The following is a 19,156-nucleotide window of genomic DNA, read 5'->3' as shown; positions in this document are numbered from 1 at the left end:
GCGGAAATTGCTAGCGCTCATCCATCATGATTGTGCGATTCACTCGTTGGTTGGGCAGTTTGAGCGTTGGGCGCAAGCTCATGCTTATTTATTTGTTGGACATGACGGCCGTGATTTACATCACCGGCATCTTGATCCATGAAAAACTCGCAGCCATAGAGTTCACACAAAAGGAAGTGGTGGGCGTCACCTACACCGTATCGGTGCGGGACAATTTGCTGCAGGCGCTGATTACTGGGCAAGTGCCCCCCGATGACATGCTGCAGCGCTGGCATAACCAGCGTGCGGCACAGGATGCGGCGCTCAATACCGCAGAGCAAGCGGAACGCTTTGACCAAGCCCTGCAGAGCATGCGCAACCTCAGTGCAGCATCCAGGGCCAGTGCACAAGCCGATCTGTTGACACGGGCTGGTGATTTGTTGACCACCGTGGCTAACCAGTCCAACCTGATTTTGGATCCGGACTTGGATAGTTATTACGTGATGTCGCTCACTATGCTGCGCTACCCTGAGTTGTTGCAGCTTTTGCAAGACAGCCAAACAGCATTGCGTCCCACTGATGGGAGTTTGGTTCGGCAGGCCGAGTTGTTGACCGTGGCAGGACGGCTCGATGCTGTCGTGCAGGGTATTCAATCGGACTTTATCCAAACGTGGAAAGCCAGTGATGACGGGTTGCATCAGCGCTTGGGGCCCAGTCGAGAGGCTTTGCTCAATGCGCTCAAGGTGTATGAGATTGCCTTGCAATCCATGGCCAATGCCAGTCGCAAAATCGACAGACAACCCAAGCAAGCCTTTGTGCAGTACCAACTGGTAGTGCAGCAAGCCTTGGATGCCGCTTGGGTGCAGGGCTTGCGGGAGTTGGACGGGTTGTTGCAGCAGCGTGTGCGTGGCTTGTACACCCGCATGGCTTTGCACTTGGGTACAGCTTTGGCGCTACTAGGTGGAATTTTGTCACTGGTCTATCTGGTGGCTAGTCAAATTGCCCGGCCCTTGCGCAGTTTGGCTACGGTGGCCGAGCGTGTGCGCCAGACATCCGATTACACCCAGCGTGCGCAGTGGAGTAGCAGCGATGAGATTGGGCGTTTGTTTGCTGCATTCAATGACATGCTGGCCCAGCTCGACCATGACCGTTTGGTACAGCAAGAATTGGCCGCCAGCGCCCGTGCAGCAGAGGCCCAGAAAGCCTTGTTGGAGGCATCGCCCATCCCCTTGGTGGTGACATCCATCCCTGATCACCGTATCTTGCATTTGAATGAACCGGGCAGGCATTGGGTGGGTCAATGGCACCAAGACCCTTGGCGCATGGGTTTGGAGCCAGGGGTGCGGGCGCGCTTTTTCCAACGTTTGGCCGACCGCGGTGTAGTGGACGAATTTGAAGTCCGTTGGCACGCTGCGGCGGAACCCACATGGGCGGTTTTGTCGGCGCGCCGACTGGAGTTTCAGGGGCAAGATGCAGTTATTACTGCTTTCACTCCGATCAATGTGCTCAAAGTCATGGAGCAGCGCCTAGAGTTGTGGGCCAAAGTGTTCGAGGCCTCCTCGGAGGGGATTACGATTTTGAATGCTGAGCGCCAAGTCATCAGTGTGAATGCCGCTTTTTGCCGCAATACAGGGTATGACTACTACGAGGTGATTGGCGAGGAATTGACCATGCTCATCGAGGGCGATGGTCCGCAGTGGCAAGCTGTATTGGACAAAGAGTCGTGGCAAGGGGAAGTGCGGTTTCGCCGCCAATCCGGGGATTCCTATCCGGCATGGCTCATGGTATCGCCGGTGCGTGAAGGTGGTAGTGAGCACCCTACCCATTACATCGGTATCGCTATTGACATCACCGATCGCAAAGCCAAGGAGGAACGTATTCGCTTCTTGGCCCAGCACGATGTGCTGACTGAGCTGCCCAACCGGGCTTTGTGCCAGCTGCGTTTGACGGAAGCTTTGGAAGCTGCACGGCAGCGCGGTGAACAGGTGGCGGTGCTGTTTATCGACTTGGATCGTTTCAAACTCATCAATGACACCTTGGGTCACCACATTGGCGATGGTTTGCTGCGCACGGTGGCGCGCCGGTTGTTGCATGCGGTGCGTGCCCACGACACAGTGAGTCGTTTGGGTGGTGATGAGTTCATCATCATCATGCGCCACGTTCATGGGCGTGAAGAGTTGGAAAACTTGGTACTGCAGCGACTCATTCCAAGCATTCGTCAACCCATGGTGGTGGAGGGACACAACCTGAGCGTTTCGTGTAGCGTGGGTGTGGCCATTTACCCTACGGATGCTTTGGACGAGGATGAGCTAATGCGCCGGGCCGATTCCGCTATGTACGAAGCCAAAGCGGCTGGGCGTGACACTGCGCGCTACTTTTCTGTTGAAACCGATCAGCGCATCTTGGCACGCCAATCCATGGAAGCCCAGCTGCGTATGGCTTTAGGAAACGGCGAGTTCAGCTTGCATTTTCAACCCCGTTTGCGTGCCAGTGACTATCGTATGAATGGAGCCGAAGCCCTGCTACGTTGGCACAACCCTGCACTCGGAACAGTGTCTCCTAGCGCATTTATTCAATTGGCCGAAGAAACAGGCTTGATCAAAACCATTGGGCCGTGGGTTTTGCAGCAAGCGTGTAGCCAGTGGGCCAGCATGCTGCAGGAAATGCGCACGGTGATGCCCGATGGTTGGTTGGGGGCGCAACTGTCGGTCAATCTTTCGGCCGCCCAGTTGGCCGATGAGCATTTGGTGCAGCAAGTAGCGCAGGCCTTGCAGCGCTCAGGATTGTCGGCATCTCTGTTGGAGTTGGAGCTGACGGAATCGCACCTGATGGACAACCCCAGTGCCGCACAGCAACGGGTGGCTGCACTCAAGAAGTTGGGGGTGCAAATCTCTATCGACGACTTTGGTACAGGCTATTCCAGCTTGGCTTATCTCAAGCGCTTTGCCATCGACAAACTCAAGGTAGATCAATCGTTTGTCCGCGCTATGCTGGAAGATTCTGCCGATGCTGCCATCGTGCAGGCGGTCATTGGTCTGGGTCACAGCTTGCAATTGCAGGTGGTGGCGGAAGGCGTAGAAACCATGGCGACGGCACAAGCCCTCAAGCGCCTTGGTTGCGATGAATTGCAGGGCTATGGCTTTGCACGCCCCATGCCAGAACAGGCATTTTTGGCTTGGGTGCGCCAAGATGCCCTTAGAGCGCTGCCGATTTGAGTGCGTGGCGGTATTGAATCGCCTCGGCCACATGGCTGGCTTGCACGCTGGTGCTAGCGGCCAAGTCAGCAATGGTGCGTGCCACCTTGAGGGTGCGGTGGGTGCTGCGGGCACTCCAAGCCATTTTGGCGGCTGCTTTGTTGAGCAGGCTGGCTGCGCTGCTTTCCAGTTGCACATGCTCGTCGATGGCCTGGCCTTGCAAAGCTGCATTGGTGCAACCTTGGCGTGTTTTCGCCAATTGGCGTGCCTGGTCGCAGCGTTGGGCTATGGCGGCAGTCCCTTCGCCGGGACTGGTGTGTAGCAACTCTTGGGCGGGCAGTGCAGGTACTTCCAAATGCAGGTCTATGCGGTCTAGCAAAGGACCGCTGAGTTTGCCTTGGTAACGGGCTACTTGGTCTGGGGTGCAACGGCAGACGCGTATGCGACTGCCCAAGTAGCCGCAAGGGCAGGGGTTCATGGCGGCAATGAGTTGAAAGCGCGCTGGAAAGTCAGCCCGCCGAGTGGCTCTGGCAATCGTGATGTGCCCAGTCTCTAGCGGTTCTCGCAGGGCTTCCAAGGCTGCGCGTGGAAATTCGGGTAGTTCGTCCAGAAACAAGACCCCATGGTGGGCGAGAGAGATTTCACCGGGTCGAGGGGGGGATCCCCCTCCTACAAGGGCCACAGCACTGGCAGAGTGGTGGGGCTGGCAGGTAGGGCGTTGGCCCCAGTGTTCCAGTTTGAAGCGACCACTCAGGCTGGCAATGGCCGCACTTTCCAATGCTTGTTCGGCATCCATGGGGGGCAGCAAGCCGGCAAAACGCTGTGCCAGCATCGATTTACCCGAACCCGGTGGCCCCACCATGAGCAGACTGTGGCCGCCGGCAGCGGCAATTTCCAGTACGCGTTTGGCGGCGGTTTGGCCTTTTACGTCGGCCAAGTCTGCGTAGTGTGGGTTGGAGCGCAGGGCTTGGCCTTGCAGGCGCACCCAGCCATCGGTGGGGCGTGTGGCGTTGTCCTGCGGTGCTGCGGGGCGCAGGGCTTGCACTGCATCGAGCAGGTGCAATGCGCGATACACCTCGGTATCGGGAACCAACGCTGCTTCTTCGGCACTGCCTGCTGGTAGTACCAAGCGCGTTGCTTGCGTGCTGTGGGCGCTTTGACGGCGCAGCGCCAATGCCATGGCCAAGGCCCCGCGCACAGGTCGCAGTTCACCCGACAAGGATAGCTCCCCTGCAAACTCCAAACCTTGCAGTTGCGTTGCGTCTATTTGTCCACTGGCGGCCAAAATACCCAAGGCAATCGGCAAGTCCAGTCGGCCAGAATCTTTGGGCAAATCGGCTGGGGCTAAGTTAACGGTGATGCGTTTGTTATTGGGGAACTCCAGCCCGCTGTTTTGGATGGCGCAGCGCACCCGCTCGCGGGCTTCTTTCACTTCCACATCGGCCAAGCCCACCAGTGTGAAGCTAGGCAAACCATTGGCCAGATGCACCTCGACCGTGACTTGCACAGCTTCAAGGCCTACCAAGGCCCGGCTTTGCACCAAAGATAAGCTCATATGACGAATGTTCCAGTTTGGTGCGCATAACGCACATTTATGGCAGGTGAATGCACAATAAGCGTGCAACTGTATGGATATACAGCATGATACGGTGCCAACAAAAAACTGCAAGTGCCTGCCATCGGGTGTGGCGAGGTTGGCACGGCTTCTGCTAATTGGGGTCATCTCCTCGCGTCGCATGGGAGACGCAGTGCCGATAGGCAACTGTCATCAATCGAAACACTAACAAAGGTGCAATCATGAAACTGGTAACGGCCATCATCAAACCGTTCAAGCTCGACGAGGTGCGTGAAGCCTTGTCCAGCATGGGCGTGCAAGGCATCACCGTCACCGAAGTCAAAGGCTTCGGTCGCCAAAAGGGACACACCGAGCTCTACCGCGGAGCTGAATACGTAGTGGACTTCCTGCCCAAGGTCAAGATCGAGGCCGCCGTGGATGACGCGCTGGTGGAGCGTGTGATCGAAGCCATCGAAGGCGCTGCACGCACCGGCAAGATTGGTGACGGCAAGATTTTTGTGTACGACCTCGAGCAGGTGGTGCGCATCCGTACGGGTGAAACCGGTAACGAGGCCCTCTAAGCCCAGTCCCTTCTAAGAGAGAACCGACTATGAAAAAACTGCTTGCTTCCTTGGCCTTGGGGCTAAGCTTGCTCGGCGCGGGAACTTTCGCGCTGGCCCAAACCGCTGCTCCAGCTGCTGCTGCGGCGCCCGCTGAAGCCAAACCTGCAGATGCTGCTCCAGCTGCCGCTGCTCCAGCAGAAGCACCTGCTGCTGCTGCCGCCGCCGCAGCGCCCGCAGCAGATGCCGCGGCCCCTGCTGCCGCACCTGCTCCCGTGCCTAATAAAGGTGACAACGCTTGGATGATGGTCTCCACGCTGTTGGTGATCTTGATGACTGTGCCTGGCTTGGCCTTGTTCTACGGTGGCTTGGTGCGCAGCAAGAACATGCTGTCCGTGCTCATGCAAGTCATGGTCACTTTCTCCATGATTGTTGTGCTGTGGTTCATCTACGGCTACAGCTTGGCCTTCACCGAAGGCGGTGCCTTCGTGGGTGGTTTTGACCGCTTGTTCATGAAGGGCATCTGGGACAACGTTGCAGGCACTTTTGCCAATGCCGCTACTTTTAGCAAAGGCGTGGTGATTCCTGAAATCGTGTTCGCAGGTTTCCAAGCCACTTTTGCTGGCATCACTTGCGCGCTGATCGTGGGTGCTTTTGCAGAACGCATCAAGTTCTCTGCTGTGCTCATGTTCATGGTGCTGTGGTTCACCTTCAGCTACGCTCCTATCGCCCACATGGTGTGGTTCTGGATGGGTCCTGACGCCTACACCGGCAAGGAAGTGGTGGATGCCATGAACGCCAAAGCGGGTTACATCTGGCAAATGGGCGCACTGGACTTCGCTGGCGGTACCGTGGTGCACATCAACGCTGCGGTGGCTGGCTTGGTCGGTGCCTTCCTGATCGGCAAGCGAGTGGGCTATGGCAAAGAAGCCATGGCTCCCCACAACCTGCCTTTGACCATGGTTGGCGCATCCCTGTTGTGGGTGGGCTGGTTCGGTTTCAACGCCGGTTCCGCTCTGGAAGCCAACGGTTTTGCTGCCCTGGCGTTTGCCAACACCTTTGTGGCGACTGCCGCTGCTGTGTTGTCGTGGTCTTTGGGTGAAGCCCTGCACCGTGGCAAGGCCTCCATGCTGGGTGCTGCTTCTGGCGCCGTAGCAGGTCTGGTGGCTATCACTCCCGCCGCTGGCAACGTGGGCATCGGAGGTGCCATCATCATCGGTTTGGTCGCTGGCTTCGTCTGCCTGTGGGGCGTGACTGGCTTGAAGAAACTGCTGGGCGCTGACGACACACTGGACGTGTTCGGCGTGCACGGCGTAGGCGGTATCTTGGGTGCTTTGCTGACTGGCGTGTTCAACAGCCCCGCACTGGGTGGCCCCAGCGCTGTGGGTGACTGGGTGACTGTGGGCATGATCGCTCCTGCCGACTACAGCATCGCAGCCCAAGTGTGGGTGCAAGCCAAGGCTGTGCTCATTACTGTGGTCTGGTCTGCAGTGGTGTCTGTCATCTCCTACAAGATTGTGGATTTGACCATTGGCCTGCGCGTGACCGAAGAGGAAGAGCGCGAAGGTCTGGACATCACATCCCACGGCGAAACCGCTTACAACAAGTAATGCACTCGGTGCCCGAAGCGATTCGGGCCTGAAGTACCTGGAAAAGCAAAAACCTGCCAGTGCAAGCTGGCAGGTTTTTTTGTGCACGAATGGTTTGTGCACATGGCCGCAAAGAGGATTGATGGGCCTTACTCCATGCACAATCACGGGCAGTGAAGCCACCGATTGGAGACAAGCATGACCGCACCGATGACCGATCCCCTGTCTGAGCTGGTACTGCAGCAAGCCGACGTGCGCATGGCCCTGCTACCGGCCTTGGGCGGCACCATCCGCTCTCTGCGCTGGGGCAACGAGCCCCTGCTGCGTTTGCCCGACGACCAACCCCTGCAGCACGGGCGCGAAGCCGGCAGCTACCCCTTGGTTCCGTTTTCCAACCGCATTGGCTACGCCCAAGCGCAGTGGGATGGCCAGCCGCTGGACATTGAAATCAACTTCCCTGGCGACAAGCACATGGCGCACGGTATTGGCTGGCAGCGCCCCTGGCAAGTGCACAGCAGCAGCGCCAGTGAAGCCTTGCTGCAACTCCATCACGACCCTAGCCAGCCATCGCCCAGCCCTATCCCCGGCAAGTGGCCGTTTGCTTTCACAGCCATGCAGTATTTCAAGCTGCACGCCCATGCGCTGGACATGGAAATGACCATCACCAACGACCACAGCGGTCCCGCTCCGGTGGGCCTGGGCTGGCACCCCTTCTTTGAAAAACGCCATGGCATGCGCGTGCAATTCGCCTGCGAAGGCCGTTGGGAAATGAACGAAGACAAGCTGCCCACCCACTTCAGCCCGGTAGCGGGCATGGTGGCCGACTTGGCCACGCTGGACGTGGACCACTGCTACGACGGTTGGCATGGCGATGTGTTGCTGGAGGACGAGCGCATCCGCCTGCGCATGCACTCCAACCTGCGCCGCTTGGTGGTCTTTACCAACCCGCAGCGCAACAACATCGCCATTGAGCCCGTCAGCCACGTGAACAACGCCATCAATTTGGCAGAGGAGCAGGGCGTCAGCATCGAATCGCTGGGCTTGGTGGTGCTGCAACCGGGTGAGCGTTATAGCGCCCACATGCGCTTGGAATGGACACTCAAGTAAGCCAGGAGACACCACCATGAGCACTTCTTCCGCCACATCTGGCCACGCAGCCGCTTGGAGCGTGGTTGCCCAGCACCGCTGCGGCCTGGGCGAATCGCCCTTTTGGCACCCGCACGAGCAGCAGTTGTACTGGGTGGACATCCCGGGACGCCAAGTGCTGCGCGCCAACATCTACATGGGCACCGTCGAGACCTGGGACATGCCCAGCGACCCCGGCTGCATCGCCCCCGCCGCCAGCGGCGGCTTGGTGCTGGCGCTGCGCGATGGCATTTACCGCGCAACCGAGTGGCGCGGCGCGCTCACCCGCATAGCAACCTTGCCCTACGACACGGCCACCATGCGTGCCAACGACGGCCAGTGCGACGCACTGGGCCGCCTGTGGGTCGGCACCATCGACGAGACCAAAACCGCCAAAACTGCCGCTTTGTTTTGCATCGATGCCCGTGGCAGCCGCACTGGCGCTGCGGTGCAGATTACCCAGCACGTGGTTGGCGCACTCACAGGCAACGGCTTGGGCTGGAGCCCTGACAAGCGCACGCTGTACTGGGCCGACACCCCCACCCACACCATCCGCGCGTGGGACTTTGACTTAGAGGCTGGCTCACTCAGCGGTGAGCGCCCGTTTGCCAACACTCCCCCCAAGCCTGAGGGCTGGGCGTGGAACCACAGCACGGGTTACCACGGCCGCCCAGACGGCGCTGCCATCGACTCACAAGGTCACTACTTCGCCGCCATGTTCGAAGGCCACTGCCTGGCCCACTACGCCCCCACAGGCGAGTTGGTGGAGCACCTGGACTTGCCCGCCCTGTGCCCCACCATGCCCTGCTTTGGTGGCGAAGACCTGCGCACCCTGTACGTCACCACCGCCAGCAAAGGCCGCAGCGAGGCCGAGCTGCTGGTCTACCCCGCGTCGGGCATGGTGCTGTCACGCCGTGTGGAAGTGCCCGGCCTGCCGGTGCAGTGTTTTGTGGATTGAGGGTTTGGCCCGTTTAGTCCTCGCGCGACTCGTCCTCGCGGTAGTTGCGCCACTGGGCTAGGCCGCGCTGCATCACGCGCATTTGCCCGTCCATGCGGGTGCAGGCGTCGCACAGGCGCAGGTGCACGCCCAGCGCCAAGCGCTCTAAGAGCGCCAAGCGGCGGTCTTCCCGGGCCACCAAGAGTGCGGTGGCTTTTTTGCAGCTCAGTCTGAGCGGGGTCATGCCATGGCCTTTCCATCAATCCAGTGCAGTTGCAGGCACTCGCGCAGCCGCAGGCGGGCGCGGTGCAGTTGCACATACAGGTTGGTCGCGCTCAGGTTCAGTTCCTTACAAATCTCCTCGCTGCTCAGCTCCAGCCACTCGCGCATCAGGAACAAGCGGGCCTGCACATCGGGCAAGCGCTGCATGCACAGCTCCAGCGTGCGGATGAACTGCTGGCTGTCGGTGTGCTGCTCGGGTGTTCCCCAGTCCGACGGGGCTTGGGCGTAGTGCCCATCGGGGGTGAATGCCATTTCTTCTAGCGGGTCGGTGTGGCTATCGGCATCGGCCACGGGGCTGGTCACGCATTCGCGCGCGTGCAGTCGCATGGCGTCCAGCACTTTGTGTTTGAGTATGCCCACCAGCCAGGTCTTGAGCGCGGAGCGGCCTGCAAAGGTTTGTGGCTTGGACAGAGCCGCCACGATGGTTTCCGATACCGCGTCTTCGGCCCACACCGCGTTGCGCAGTTGCAGCCGGGCAAAGCGCAGCAGGTAGGGACGCAGGGCGTGAAGTTCTTGTTCCAAAGCATGCATGGCGCGATTGTGCTGCAGGGCACTGGCGCTGCGCTCAGAAATATTTTTCAGCACCGCTGTAAGAAAACCCCAGCTGCCCTGACTAAGCCTTATCGGTCGACATAGCCCTGCACTGGGCAAGGGCATGGCGGTCGATGTTTAGCAATTTAGCAACCCATTTTCAGGAGAACACCATGAACCAACGTTTGATGATTGCCGCTACCGCAGCCACTTTGCTCACCGCTTTGGCCGCTCCCGCTACCAGCATGGCCGCTGAAAAAGAAAAGTGCTTTGGCATTGCCAAAGCAGGCCAAAACGACTGTGCCAACCTGACAGGCGCCCACTCCTGCGCAGGCCAAACCAAGATGGACATGGCCAAGGAAGACTGGAAGTTTGTGCCCGCAGGCACTTGCAAGGCCGCTGGTGGCATCAGCATGGACGAAGCCAAGAAGCAACTCAAGCTGTAAGCGGGGCGTAGCTGCTATGACGCATCCAGTGCACGGTATGGCTGCCCCCAGCGGGGGGAGGGTGGGGGGCGGTGCGGGCGCTGTTGCCCCCATGGCCCCAGTCGGCCTAGGCTGGCGCCATCCCCACTACCAGCAGTTGTTGCAGGAGCTTCCGGCACTGGATTTTTTGGAAGTGCACAGCGAAAACTTCTTTGGCCAAGGCGGAGCCGCCTTGGCCGTGCTGCAGCAAGGACGCGCCCATTACCCCATTAGCTTGCACGGCGTGGGGTTGGCACTGGGCAGCGCTGTGGGGGTAGACGAGTGGCATTTGCAGCAACTAGCGCAGTTGGTGGCGCGCATCGACCCGGTGCGGGTGAGTGACCACGCCAGCTTTGCGCGGGTGCAGATGCCATCGGGTCAGGTCATGCATGCCGCAGATCTGTTGCCCTTGCCGTACTGCCAGTCGGCTCTGGATGTGCTGTGCAGCAATGTGCACCACGTGCAAGAGACAGTGGGGCGAACTATCTTGGTGGAAAACATCTCGGCCTATGTTGCGCCCGATAGGCCAATGGGCGACAACGCCCTGCACGAAACAGAATTTTTGGCCTGTTTGGCCGAACGAACCGGCTGCGGCTTGCTGCTGGACGTGAACAACGTGTACGTGAATGCATGCAACACCGACAGCAAGGACACGCAATCCACCCCTTTGGAAAAATCCCGGCAGTGGCTGCAAGCACTGGCCTCCACCTTGGAGCGCAAGCAGCTACTGGGGGCTGTGCAGGAAATGCATGTGGCGGGCCACGAACGGGTGAACGACGCGTGGGGCAGTTTGGTCATAGACAGCCATGGCAGCTGCGTGTGTGAGGAAGTGTGGGCGCTTTATCGCTGCGCGTTGGAGTTGTTCGGCCCCGTACCGACTTTGCTAGAGTGGGACACGGCGATACCCCCGCTGCCTACTTTGCTCGCTCAGGTGCAGCGCATGCGCGAGGTGCAGCATGCTTGAACACCGCCAGACTCTGGCCAGCCAGCAGGCGGCGTGGGTGCAATCGCTCTACCGTGCCGATAGCACCTTGTCGCGTGCCATGCTGGTCTACCAATCCAACATGCTGGCGCTGGCCAAAAGCAGTTTGCGCAGCGCTTACCCGGTGGTCAGCGCCATTCTGGGTGGGCAAAGCATGGACGCGCTGGCTTGCGCGCATTGGTTGCAGTCTCCCCCTTTGCGCGGTGATGTGCACCAGTGGGGCGATGGCTTGGCCGCCTTCATGCAGGCGCAGCCGCAATTGGCCCAGTGCCCATGGTTGCCCGATGTCGCCCGGTGTGAATGGGCTTTGCACCGGCTTGCTTTTGCTGGCGATGGGCAAGCGCAATTACAGACGCTGCAGTGCTTACTAGAGCATGACCCCGACACCTTGCACATAAGCCTGTCAACGGGTTGGCAAGTGCAGAACAGCCCTTGGCCCGTGCACGACATCATCCAAACCCACTGGCAGCTCCCGCTGGGTGGTGCGCAGGAGGCAGGTACAGCGGCGGCCGATGCAGCAGAGCAAGCCTTGGCTTTGCACGCGCTGTGGGATCGTGTGCAAGCTGCTTGCATTTGCGCCGAGGAGCCCTGCGCGGTATTGCTCTGGCGCAATGGCTACAAGCCCCAACTGCGGGCTTGTTTGGCTGGCGAAGCAGCGTTTTTGCAAGCCCTTGGGCAGGGGCTCAGCTTGCACCAAGCGCTGGAGTGCAGTCCTGCGTTGGCATTTGAACAGTGGTTGCCCATGGCGGTGCAAACCGGCCTGCTGCTGCAAGTGACCCCCCCTATTTTTTTGGACGGAGAGACACCATGCATATTGTGAAAACACTCTATACAGCCCACCAGCTCTTGCTGCGGCTACTCAATCTACTCCAAGCGCCCGCCGCATTGGTGGCCAGGCTGTATGTGGCGCAGGTGTTTCTGCTCTCGGGCCTGACCAAGTTGCGGGACTGGGACACCACCTTGTTCTTGTTCCAAGAGGAATACCACGTGCCACTGCTGCCGCCAGCCGTGGCTGCCGTCACGGGGACGTTTGGCGAGACCGTGTTGCCAGTGCTGCTGGTGTTGGGCGTAGGAGGGCGTGTACCGGCTTTGGGCTTGAGTGTGGTCAACGTGATGGCCGTGCTGTCACTGACCGACATTGCACCCCTTGCCTTGCAGCAGCATGTGCTGTGGGGTGTGTTGCTCATGGTGCTGGCGCTTTACGGCAGCGGCGCGTGGGCCGTGGATGCGTGGCTCAACTGGGATCGCAGATTGTCAAAACTGCTGCGGTAGTTTTTCAAATTCATCGATCGGTACAGGCTGGCTGTACAGGTAGCCCTGCGCTAGCTGGCAACCGTGTTGGGCCAAAAAGGCGGCCTGCTCGGCTTGTTCTACCCCCTCAGCCACCACTTCCTGGCCCAATGCGTGGGCCAAGGAAATGATGCCCTTGACCAATTCGGCCCGTGAGTGGTCGGCGCAAATTTGGCTGGTGAAAGAACGGTCTATCTTCAGGGTGGTGATGGGAAAACGGGCCAAATAACTCAGGGCGGAGTAGCCGGTGCCAAAGTCGTCAATCGCAATGCTGATGCCCATGCCGCGCAATTGGGTGAGCATGTTGAAGATGTACTTGTCTTCCTCCAGCAACAGGCTTTCGGTGATTTCCAGTTCTATCCATTCGGGACGACAGCCCGTTTCCTGCAGTGTTTGGGTGATGGTGGAGATCAAGTTGCCTGCTTGAAATTGCCGGGCCGATAAGTTGATCGCCACTTTGTGTGGCGGCGCGCCAGCGCGATTCCATAGGCTGGCCGTGTGGCAGGCTTGGCGCAGCACCCATGTCCCCAAGGGGATGATGAGCCCCGTGTCTTCGGCAATCGGGATGAACTGATAAGGCGTGATCACGCCCCGCTCAGGGTGCTGCCAGCGCACCAAGGCTTCAGAGCCCACTAGCTGGCCGGTGCGCAGGTCTATCTTGGGCTGGAAGTACAAGGCCATGGCCTTGCGTTCCAGGGCGCGGCGCAGCTCGGTTTCTAGCTGCAGCCGTGCATTGGCTTGCTCGGTCAGGTGCTTGGAGTACAGGCGATAGGCGTTGCGGCCAGAGCGTTTGGCCAAGAACATGGCCGAGTCCGCGTACTTGAGCAGGTCATTGGGTTCGCTGCCATCGTTGGGAAACAGGGCAATGCCTATGCTGCCGGACACAAATACCTCGTGCCCATGCAGCACATAGGGGGCGTTCAGGGTGGCCAGTATTTTGTTGGCGATGCGGCCCACCTCATCGGTCGTGCCAACTTGGGCGACCACCATCACGAACTCATCGCCCCCCAGCCTGGCCACGCAGTCCAGTGCGCGGGCACAACCCGCCAAGCGGATGGCGACCATGCGCAGCAACTCGTCGCCCAGCGTATGCCCTAGGCTGTCGTTGACTTCCTTGAAACGATCCAAGTCAATCATCATCACCGCGCCTGTCTGGCCGTGCTGCAAGGCGAAGGACAGGTTCTCATGCAGGCGTTCCATGAACAGGGTGCGGTTGGGCAGCGTGGTCAAGGTGTCGTAAAAAGCCATTTGCTTGAGTTGGTGCCGCGATGCGTGCAGTTCCGTCACATCGCGCCCCACCGCCAGCACGCTTTGCACCTGGCCTTGGCTGCCAAACTCGGGTGTCAGGCAGATCCACATATGCTGCGGCTGCTTGTCCGGTAGGCGGATGGGCATGTCAAACTCCCTTGGCTCGCCCGACTGGAACACTTTGTGCAAATTCATTTCGAGCGCATCGGCGTACACGCTCTCAGCCAAGTCGGATGGCTTTTTGCCAATCACCTGCTCGGGGCTAAGGCGCAACAGGCGGTAAAACGCCGGGTTGGCATACTGTCGTTGCAGTCCTGGCCCGTAGCGCACCACGGTGTCTGTCGCGTGTTCCACCAAAGTGCGGAACTCATGTTCGCGTAGCGCCAGCTCGGCTTGCATGCGCTTGCGCTCGGAGATGTTGAGCACAAAGCAACTCAGCCCGATGATCTGATCCGCCTCGTTGTGCAGCGGCACATAAAAGGTTTGCCAAAACTCGCGCTGCTTGGTTTCGTCGCCATAGGCCGATTCTTCGCTGAAGCTCTCTCCACCCAGTGCGCGGTCAAACGCCCGCTTGGCCACGCCGTGGTCGGGGTGGTCTCCAATCACCGCATCGAGCATGTGCATACCCAGGCTGATCTCTTTGCCCCACAGCGCCCGCATGGCTTCTTGGTGCTGCTGGTTGAACGCCACATAGCGGTACTGGGTGTCCAGCGTGAAGCTGATTACCGTGTGCGCATCATCCGTGGTTCGCTGGGGTAGCAAGCCAAAAGTGGACGGGTTAGGAATGGGTTCCTGTTTCATGGCCAAACCAGTTTGCACCAATTCCGGCGTGGTGGGATTGCAGCGTAATTCCTATAGGGAGAAATTCGAAATTTGTTACGCTGCCCCATACTGTTTTGCGCATTCCTACGAGGCCCTTGCATCTTGACATCGCCATCTACGCTTCCCTACCAGCCCGCGCTGGACACCTTGCTGCAGCAGGTGCAAGACGCCGCGCAGCACGCCCAGCAGCACAGTTCATCCGATGCACCGCGTCCGGCCCTGCACATACGGGGCGGGGGCAGCAAAGCGTGGCTCACGCCGCAACTGGGCCAGCCAGCGTTGCCCCAGCCTGGCGTGCAGTGGCTGCACACCGATGGCTTGCGCGGCATCGTGGATTACGCGCCCAGCGAGCTGGTCATTACCGCCGGAGCGGGCACGCCGCTGGCCGAGCTGGAGTCGGCATTGGCTGAGCGTGGGCAGTACTTGCCCTTTGAGCCCCCCCATTTCGCGCGGGCAAACCCGAACGGTGCGCTGGGCGCTACGGTCGGCGGCTTGGTGGCATCGGGCTTGGCAGGGCCGGCACGCGCCGCTGTGGGCAGCGTGCGCGACCACGTGCTGGGCTTGCACCTGCTCAATGGGCGCGGGGAGCACTTGCAGTTTGGTGGGCAGGTCATCAAAAACGTGGCGGGCTACGACATCTCGCGCCTGATGGTGGGCGCTATGGGCACGCTGGGCGTCATCACGCAGGTGTCGCTCAAGGTGCTGGCCCGGCCCGTGGCCGAGGCCACGCTGTGCCTACCCCTCTCGCAGGCCGACGCTTTGGCCCAGCTCCAGCGCTGGGGTGGGCAGGCGCTGCCGCTCAACGCCAGTTGCTGGGTGCACGACACCACGGGGGCTGACGCGGCCCATTCCTCCGCCGCTGCCAGCGGGCAAGACCTGCTGTTTGTGCGCTTACGCGGTGCTAGGGCAGCGGTCGAATCGGCCTGCCAGCGCATGCTGGTCGATGCGCTGTTGCTGCCCCAATCGCCTGGCAGCGCGCAGGCGCACCACATGGAGGCCAGTCAAGCCGCTGCCGACTGGGCCTTGTGCCGCGAGCAGCAGTTGCCGTTTTTCACCCAAGCCCCGCACGATGCGCTGCTGTGGCGTCTGTCGGTGCCCGCCGCCACGCCTGCGCTGGATTGGCCTTACCCCACGCTGGTGGAGTGGCACGGTGCGTTGCGCTGGGTGTGGGCCCCTGCTGCAGCGGCCCAGCAGGTGCAGCAAACCGCATGGCGCGCTGGTGGTTCTGCTACAGTTTTTATAGCTGCTGCAGCTTGTCCAGTAAGCTCTACAGCCCGTTTTGGCATGCAAAGTCGGGTGGCGTATGGACCGCCTGCTGCGACCAGTGCGCAGGCGTTGTGGCAGATTGCGTGCCGCGTCAAAGACGCTTTCGACCCTTGGGGCTTGTTCAACCCTGCATTGTTTTCGCGCAAGGACTGATCCATGCACACCCACCTGAGCCCCGACTACGCCCACAACCCGCAGGCGCAAGAAGCTGCCCAGTTGCTGCGCCAGTGTGTGCACTGCGGTTTTTGCACCGCCACCTGTCCTACCTACCAGCTGTTGGGCGATGAGTTGGATGGGCCGCGAGGGCGTATTTACCAAATCAAGCAGGTGCTCGAAGGCCAAGCACCCACGCGTGCCACGCAGCAGCATTTGGATCGTTGCCTGACCTGCCGCAACTGCGAAAGCACCTGCCCCAGTGGCATGCAGTACGGGGCGCTGCTCGACATTGGCCGCCAGTTGGTGGATGCCCAAGTAGCGCGTCCTTGGCATCAGCGGGCAGTGCGATGGCTGCTGTGGCGTGGCTTGGCCTCCCCCCTCTTTGCCCCTTTGCTGCAGGTAGGGCAGTGGCTGCGGCCCGTATTGCCTGCGGTGCTGCGCGCCAAAGTGCCGCCGCGTCAGCGTCGTGCTGCCAGCGCCTCGCAGACCCGTGCTGGCGTGCACGCAGCGGTGTCGCCACCGCCAGCCTTGCAGCGCGTGGTGCTGCTGCAAGGCTGTGTGCAGCCCGCCATGGCCCCTAATATCAATGCCGCGACCGAGCGGGTACTGGCCGCTTGTGGTGTGCAAACCGTGCTGGCCCAGCATGCGGGTTGCTGCGGTGCGCTGGCGTGGCATTTGAACCAAGCCGACCCGGCTTTGGCCCAGGCCAAAGCCAATATCGACGCGTGGTGGCCCCTGCTTTTCCCCACTGACGGTACCGCCGCCGCGCAGGCCATTGTGGTCAATGCCTCGGGTTGCACCGTCATGGTCAAAGACTACGGCCACCTGCTGGCCCACGACCCGGCGTATGCCGAGCGAGCGCGCCAAGTCAGCAGCCTGTGCCAAGACTTGAGTGAACTACTGCCCCACTTGTTGCCCATGCTGCAGCAAGTGCTGCCGGGAGCCGTGCGCCAGCGCCGCTCTACCGACAAGTCCACGGGGGGCAAAGCCCTGCCGCGCTTGGTGTTTCACCCGCCCTGCACACTGCAGCATGGCCAGCAGTTGCGCGGTGGCGTGGAGTCTGCGCTGGGCAGTTTGGGTTTTAGCGTGCGCTTGGCCGAGCGAGAGGCGCATCTGTGCTGTGGCTCGGCGGGCACGTATTCGGTATTGCAGCCCGCACTGTCAGGCCAGTTGCGCCAGCGCAAGCTAGCGGGTTTGGCAGCGCAGGCTGGGGAGGTGATTGTCAGCGCCAATGTGGGTTGCATCACCCACTTGCAAGCAGGCACCACCACGCCCGTGCGGCATTGGGTGGAGGTGGTGGATGCCGTGTTGCACGGCGACACCACTGACTGATGGGTTCTAGGGCTAGTGGGCTCTAGGCCTCTAAGCCAAGGCCCGCTCAATATCCCGCGCTAGCTTGGCCGGGGTGTGGGTGGGGGCGTAGCGGCGCAACACCGTGCCGTCCCGTCCTACTAAAAACTTGGTGAAGTTCCACTTGATGGCGCTGGTGCCCAACACGCCACGCGCCTGTTGGCGCAGGTGGGCAAACAGCGGGTGCGCTTGCGGGCCGTTGACGTCGATCTTGGCCATCATGGGAAAACTCACACCGTAGTTCACTTGGCAAAACTGGGCAATCTCATCGTTGCTGCCTTTGTCTTGCGCACCAAACTGGTTGCAGGGAAAGCCCAGCACCACCAGGCCTTGGCTGGCGTACTGCTGGTGCAGCGCCTCCAGCCCGGCAAACTGGGGCGTGAAGCCGCAGGCGCTGGCGGTGTTGACCAGCAGCAGGACTTGCCCACGGTACTGGTTCAGCGCAACGGGTTGGCCCGAGATGGACAGTGCTTCAAAGTCGTACACGCTGGTCATGGTTGGGCGGTTGCTGTTCAATGCGATTTGTCGTTGCGGGCCACGTCCAGCAGGTGGTTGACCACCGCTGCGTGGTGCTGGCAGTTGTGCTGGTGCCAGCGCAATATGCCCCACATGGTACCCGCCACCACGACACCAAAAATGGTGATGGCCCCAAAGGCCGACAAGCCCACACCCGTGCCAAAGCTGTAGAGGAAACCAATACCCAAAATGCACGCTTGTTCATTGAGGTTTTGCACCGCAATCGAGCGGCCTGCCCCCATCAGGTTGTGGCCCCGGTGTTGCAGCAGCGCATTCATGGGGACCACCAAAAAGCCACCCAGTGCACCGAGCAGAATGAGGAAGGGCGCGGCGATCCACGCGTTGTGGATGAGGTTCAGGCCAATCACCAGCACCCCCATGGCAATGCCCAGTGGGATGACGCGCACGGCTTGATCCAGACGCATGCGCATGGAGGCCAAGATGGCTCCAGCCGCTGTGCCCAGTGCCACCACACCGACCAAGCGCGAGGCTTGGGTCACGTCGTATTGCAAGGCGGTCGCGGCCCAGGCCAGCACGATGTAACGCAAGTTGCCGCTCACGCCCCAAAACAGGGTGGTGGTGGCCAAGGAAATTTGGCCCAAGCGGTCTTTCCACAGGCGCTTGTTGCAGTCCCAAAAGTCGGGCAATAGCTCCAGCGGGTTTTTCGGGATGGGGCGCATGGCCACGCCGGTATGGGGAATGCGCGTGTTGAACCAAGCCGCGCCCAAGTACACGAGAACTAAGGTAGAGATAGCAGCTTGGGCTGGAGTGTTGATGCCGGTATCGAAGAAGGGAACGTCAACGGAGAGCAAATGCACCGCGATGGGCCCAATGAGCTGCCCACCGAGCAGCACCCCCAAGATGATGGAGGCGATGGTCAGCCCCTCAATCCAGCCGTTGGCCTTGACCAGTTGGCTGGCGGGCAGCAACTCGGTCAGGATGCCGTACTTGGCTGGCGAGTAGGCCGCTGCGCCCAAACCCACCACGGCGTAAGCCAAGAGCGGGTGCGAACCAAAGAGCATGAGCAAGCAGCCCACAATCTTGATGCTGTTGCTGTAGAGCATGACCTTGCCCTTGGGGTGTGCGTCGGCAAAAGCCCCGACAAAGGGGGCCAGCACCACGTAGAACAAGGCGAACATGGGAACCAAGGCGGCTTGCTGCCACTCTGGCGCATGGCTGGCGCGCAGCATTTGGACAGCTCCCACAAACAAGGCGTTGTCGGCCAGCGAGCTGAGGAACTGCGCTGCCATGATGGAATAAAAGCCGCGTTTCATGGGGTCTCGTAACAAGGGGCATTAGTGCTGCTAATG

The 19,156-nt window shown here is 60.5% G+C and carries 17 protein-coding genes; 11 read left to right on the top strand and 6 right to left on the bottom strand.

Features of this window, described 5'->3' with window-relative positions:
• The first annotated feature begins 80 nt into the window (after positions 1–80).
• Positions 81–3,194: an EAL domain-containing protein gene (locus tag KIK84_RS07195; RefSeq protein WP_250207840.1), complete on the top strand. Its 3,114-nt coding sequence runs from the start codon at positions 81–83 to the stop codon at positions 3,192–3,194.
• On the opposite strand, the gene KIK84_RS07190 is transcribed toward KIK84_RS07195, so the two are convergent.
• Complete coding sequence (locus tag KIK84_RS07190; protein WP_214122395.1) at positions 3,175–4,728, bottom strand: YifB family Mg chelatase-like AAA ATPase; 1,554 nt, start codon at positions 4,726–4,728, stop codon at positions 3,175–3,177. The two genes, KIK84_RS07195 and KIK84_RS07190, sit on opposite strands and share 20 nt — an antisense overlap.
• A 242-nt stretch (positions 4,729–4,970) precedes the next feature.
• On the opposite strand from KIK84_RS07190, the gene glnK reads away from it, so the two are divergent.
• The 4 genes from glnK to KIK84_RS07170 all read left to right on the top strand — a co-directional run bounded on the left by glnK (position 4,971) and on the right by KIK84_RS07170 (position 8,960).
• Positions 4,971–5,309 carry a P-II family nitrogen regulator gene (gene glnK, locus KIK84_RS07185; protein WP_214122394.1) on the top strand — a complete coding sequence of 113 codons (339 nt, stop codon included), beginning with the start codon at positions 4,971–4,973 and terminating at the stop codon, positions 5,307–5,309.
• 29 nt (positions 5,310–5,338) lie between these two features.
• The gene (locus KIK84_RS07180; RefSeq protein ID WP_214122393.1) at positions 5,339–6,898 is read left to right on the top strand and encodes an ammonium transporter; all 1,560 of its coding nucleotides are present in this window, start codon (positions 5,339–5,341) and stop codon (positions 6,896–6,898) included.
• 177 nt (positions 6,899–7,075) lie between these two features.
• A complete protein-coding gene (locus KIK84_RS07175) occupies positions 7,076–7,984 on the top strand; it encodes an aldose 1-epimerase (protein ID WP_214122392.1) in 909 nt (302 codons plus the stop codon).
• A gap of 16 nt (positions 7,985–8,000) precedes the next feature.
• A complete protein-coding gene (locus KIK84_RS07170) occupies positions 8,001–8,960 on the top strand; it encodes an SMP-30/gluconolactonase/LRE family protein (RefSeq protein WP_214122391.1) in 960 nt (319 codons plus the stop codon).
• A gap of 13 nt (positions 8,961–8,973) precedes the next feature.
• Here KIK84_RS07170 and KIK84_RS07165 read toward each other — a convergent pair whose 3' ends face one another.
• Together KIK84_RS07165 and KIK84_RS07160 are read right to left on the bottom strand one after the other, a co-directional pair.
• Positions 8,974–9,183 (bottom strand): anti-sigma factor family protein, encoded by a 210-nt coding sequence (locus tag KIK84_RS07165; protein ID WP_214122390.1) that lies wholly within the window; start codon positions 9,181–9,183, stop codon positions 8,974–8,976.
• Positions 9,180–9,752: a sigma-70 family RNA polymerase sigma factor gene (locus KIK84_RS07160; RefSeq protein WP_214122389.1), complete on the bottom strand. Its 573-nt coding sequence runs from the start codon at positions 9,750–9,752 to the stop codon at positions 9,180–9,182. The genes KIK84_RS07165 and KIK84_RS07160 overlap by 4 nt, the downstream gene beginning before the upstream one ends.
• Positions 9,753–9,925: 173 nt before the next feature.
• Between KIK84_RS07160 and KIK84_RS07155 the strand changes: the two genes are divergently transcribed.
• The 4 genes from KIK84_RS07155 to KIK84_RS07140 are packed head-to-tail and all read left to right on the top strand — an operon-like array spanning position 9,926 to position 12,470.
• Positions 9,926–10,198 (top strand): BufA1 family periplasmic bufferin-type metallophore, encoded by a 273-nt coding sequence (locus KIK84_RS07155; protein ID WP_214122388.1) that lies wholly within the window; start codon positions 9,926–9,928, stop codon positions 10,196–10,198.
• A 16-nt stretch (positions 10,199–10,214) separates the two neighbouring features.
• Complete coding sequence (locus KIK84_RS07150) at positions 10,215–11,180, top strand: MbnB/TglH/ChrH family RiPP precursor modification enzyme (protein WP_250207839.1); 966 nt, start codon at positions 10,215–10,217, stop codon at positions 11,178–11,180.
• Positions 11,173–12,018, top strand: coding sequence for an HvfC/BufC family peptide modification chaperone (locus tag KIK84_RS07145; protein WP_214122387.1), 846 nt, complete (start codon positions 11,173–11,175; stop codon positions 12,016–12,018). Before KIK84_RS07150 ends, KIK84_RS07145 begins: the two co-directional genes overlap by 8 nt.
• A complete protein-coding gene (locus tag KIK84_RS07140; protein ID WP_214122386.1) occupies positions 12,006–12,470 on the top strand; it encodes a DoxX family protein in 465 nt (154 codons plus the stop codon). The genes KIK84_RS07145 and KIK84_RS07140 overlap by 13 nt, the downstream gene beginning before the upstream one ends.
• On the opposite strand, the gene KIK84_RS07135 is transcribed toward KIK84_RS07140, so the two are convergent.
• On the bottom strand, positions 12,453–14,537 hold the full coding sequence (locus KIK84_RS07135; protein WP_214122385.1) for a putative bifunctional diguanylate cyclase/phosphodiesterase: 2,085 nt from the start codon (positions 14,535–14,537) through the stop codon (positions 12,453–12,455). The two genes, KIK84_RS07140 and KIK84_RS07135, sit on opposite strands and share 18 nt — an antisense overlap.
• A gap of 123 nt (positions 14,538–14,660) precedes the next feature.
• On the opposite strand from KIK84_RS07135, the gene glcE reads away from it, so the two are divergent.
• Entirely contained in the window at positions 14,661–15,977 is a 1,317-nt protein-coding gene (gene glcE, locus KIK84_RS07130) for a glycolate oxidase subunit GlcE (RefSeq protein ID WP_250207838.1), read from the top strand.
• A gap of 3 nt (positions 15,978–15,980) precedes the next feature.
• Complete coding sequence (glcF, locus tag KIK84_RS07125) at positions 15,981–17,312, top strand: glycolate oxidase subunit GlcF (protein WP_214122384.1); 1,332 nt, start codon at positions 15,981–15,983, stop codon at positions 17,310–17,312.
• A 30-nt stretch (positions 17,313–17,342) separates the two neighbouring features.
• On the opposite strand, the gene KIK84_RS07120 is transcribed toward glcF, so the two are convergent.
• Both KIK84_RS07120 and lplT read right to left on the bottom strand, forming a co-directional pair.
• Positions 17,343–17,825 carry a glutathione peroxidase gene (locus tag KIK84_RS07120; RefSeq protein WP_214122383.1) on the bottom strand — a complete coding sequence of 161 codons (483 nt, stop codon included), beginning with the start codon at positions 17,823–17,825 and terminating at the stop codon, positions 17,343–17,345.
• 17 nt (positions 17,826–17,842) lie between these two features.
• Positions 17,843–19,120, bottom strand: a complete 1,278-nt coding sequence (gene lplT, locus KIK84_RS07115; protein ID WP_214122382.1) for a lysophospholipid transporter LplT — start codon at positions 19,118–19,120, stop codon at positions 17,843–17,845.
• Positions 19,121–19,156: the final 36 nt, after the last annotated feature.

It is taken from the genome of Curvibacter sp. CHRR-16 (assembly GCF_018474005.1).
Classification (GTDB): Bacteria; Pseudomonadota; Gammaproteobacteria; order Burkholderiales; family Burkholderiaceae_C; genus Allorhodoferax.
The sequence above is the reverse complement of the archived record's forward strand: the minus strand, read 5'-3'. Positions and strand labels throughout refer to the sequence as shown.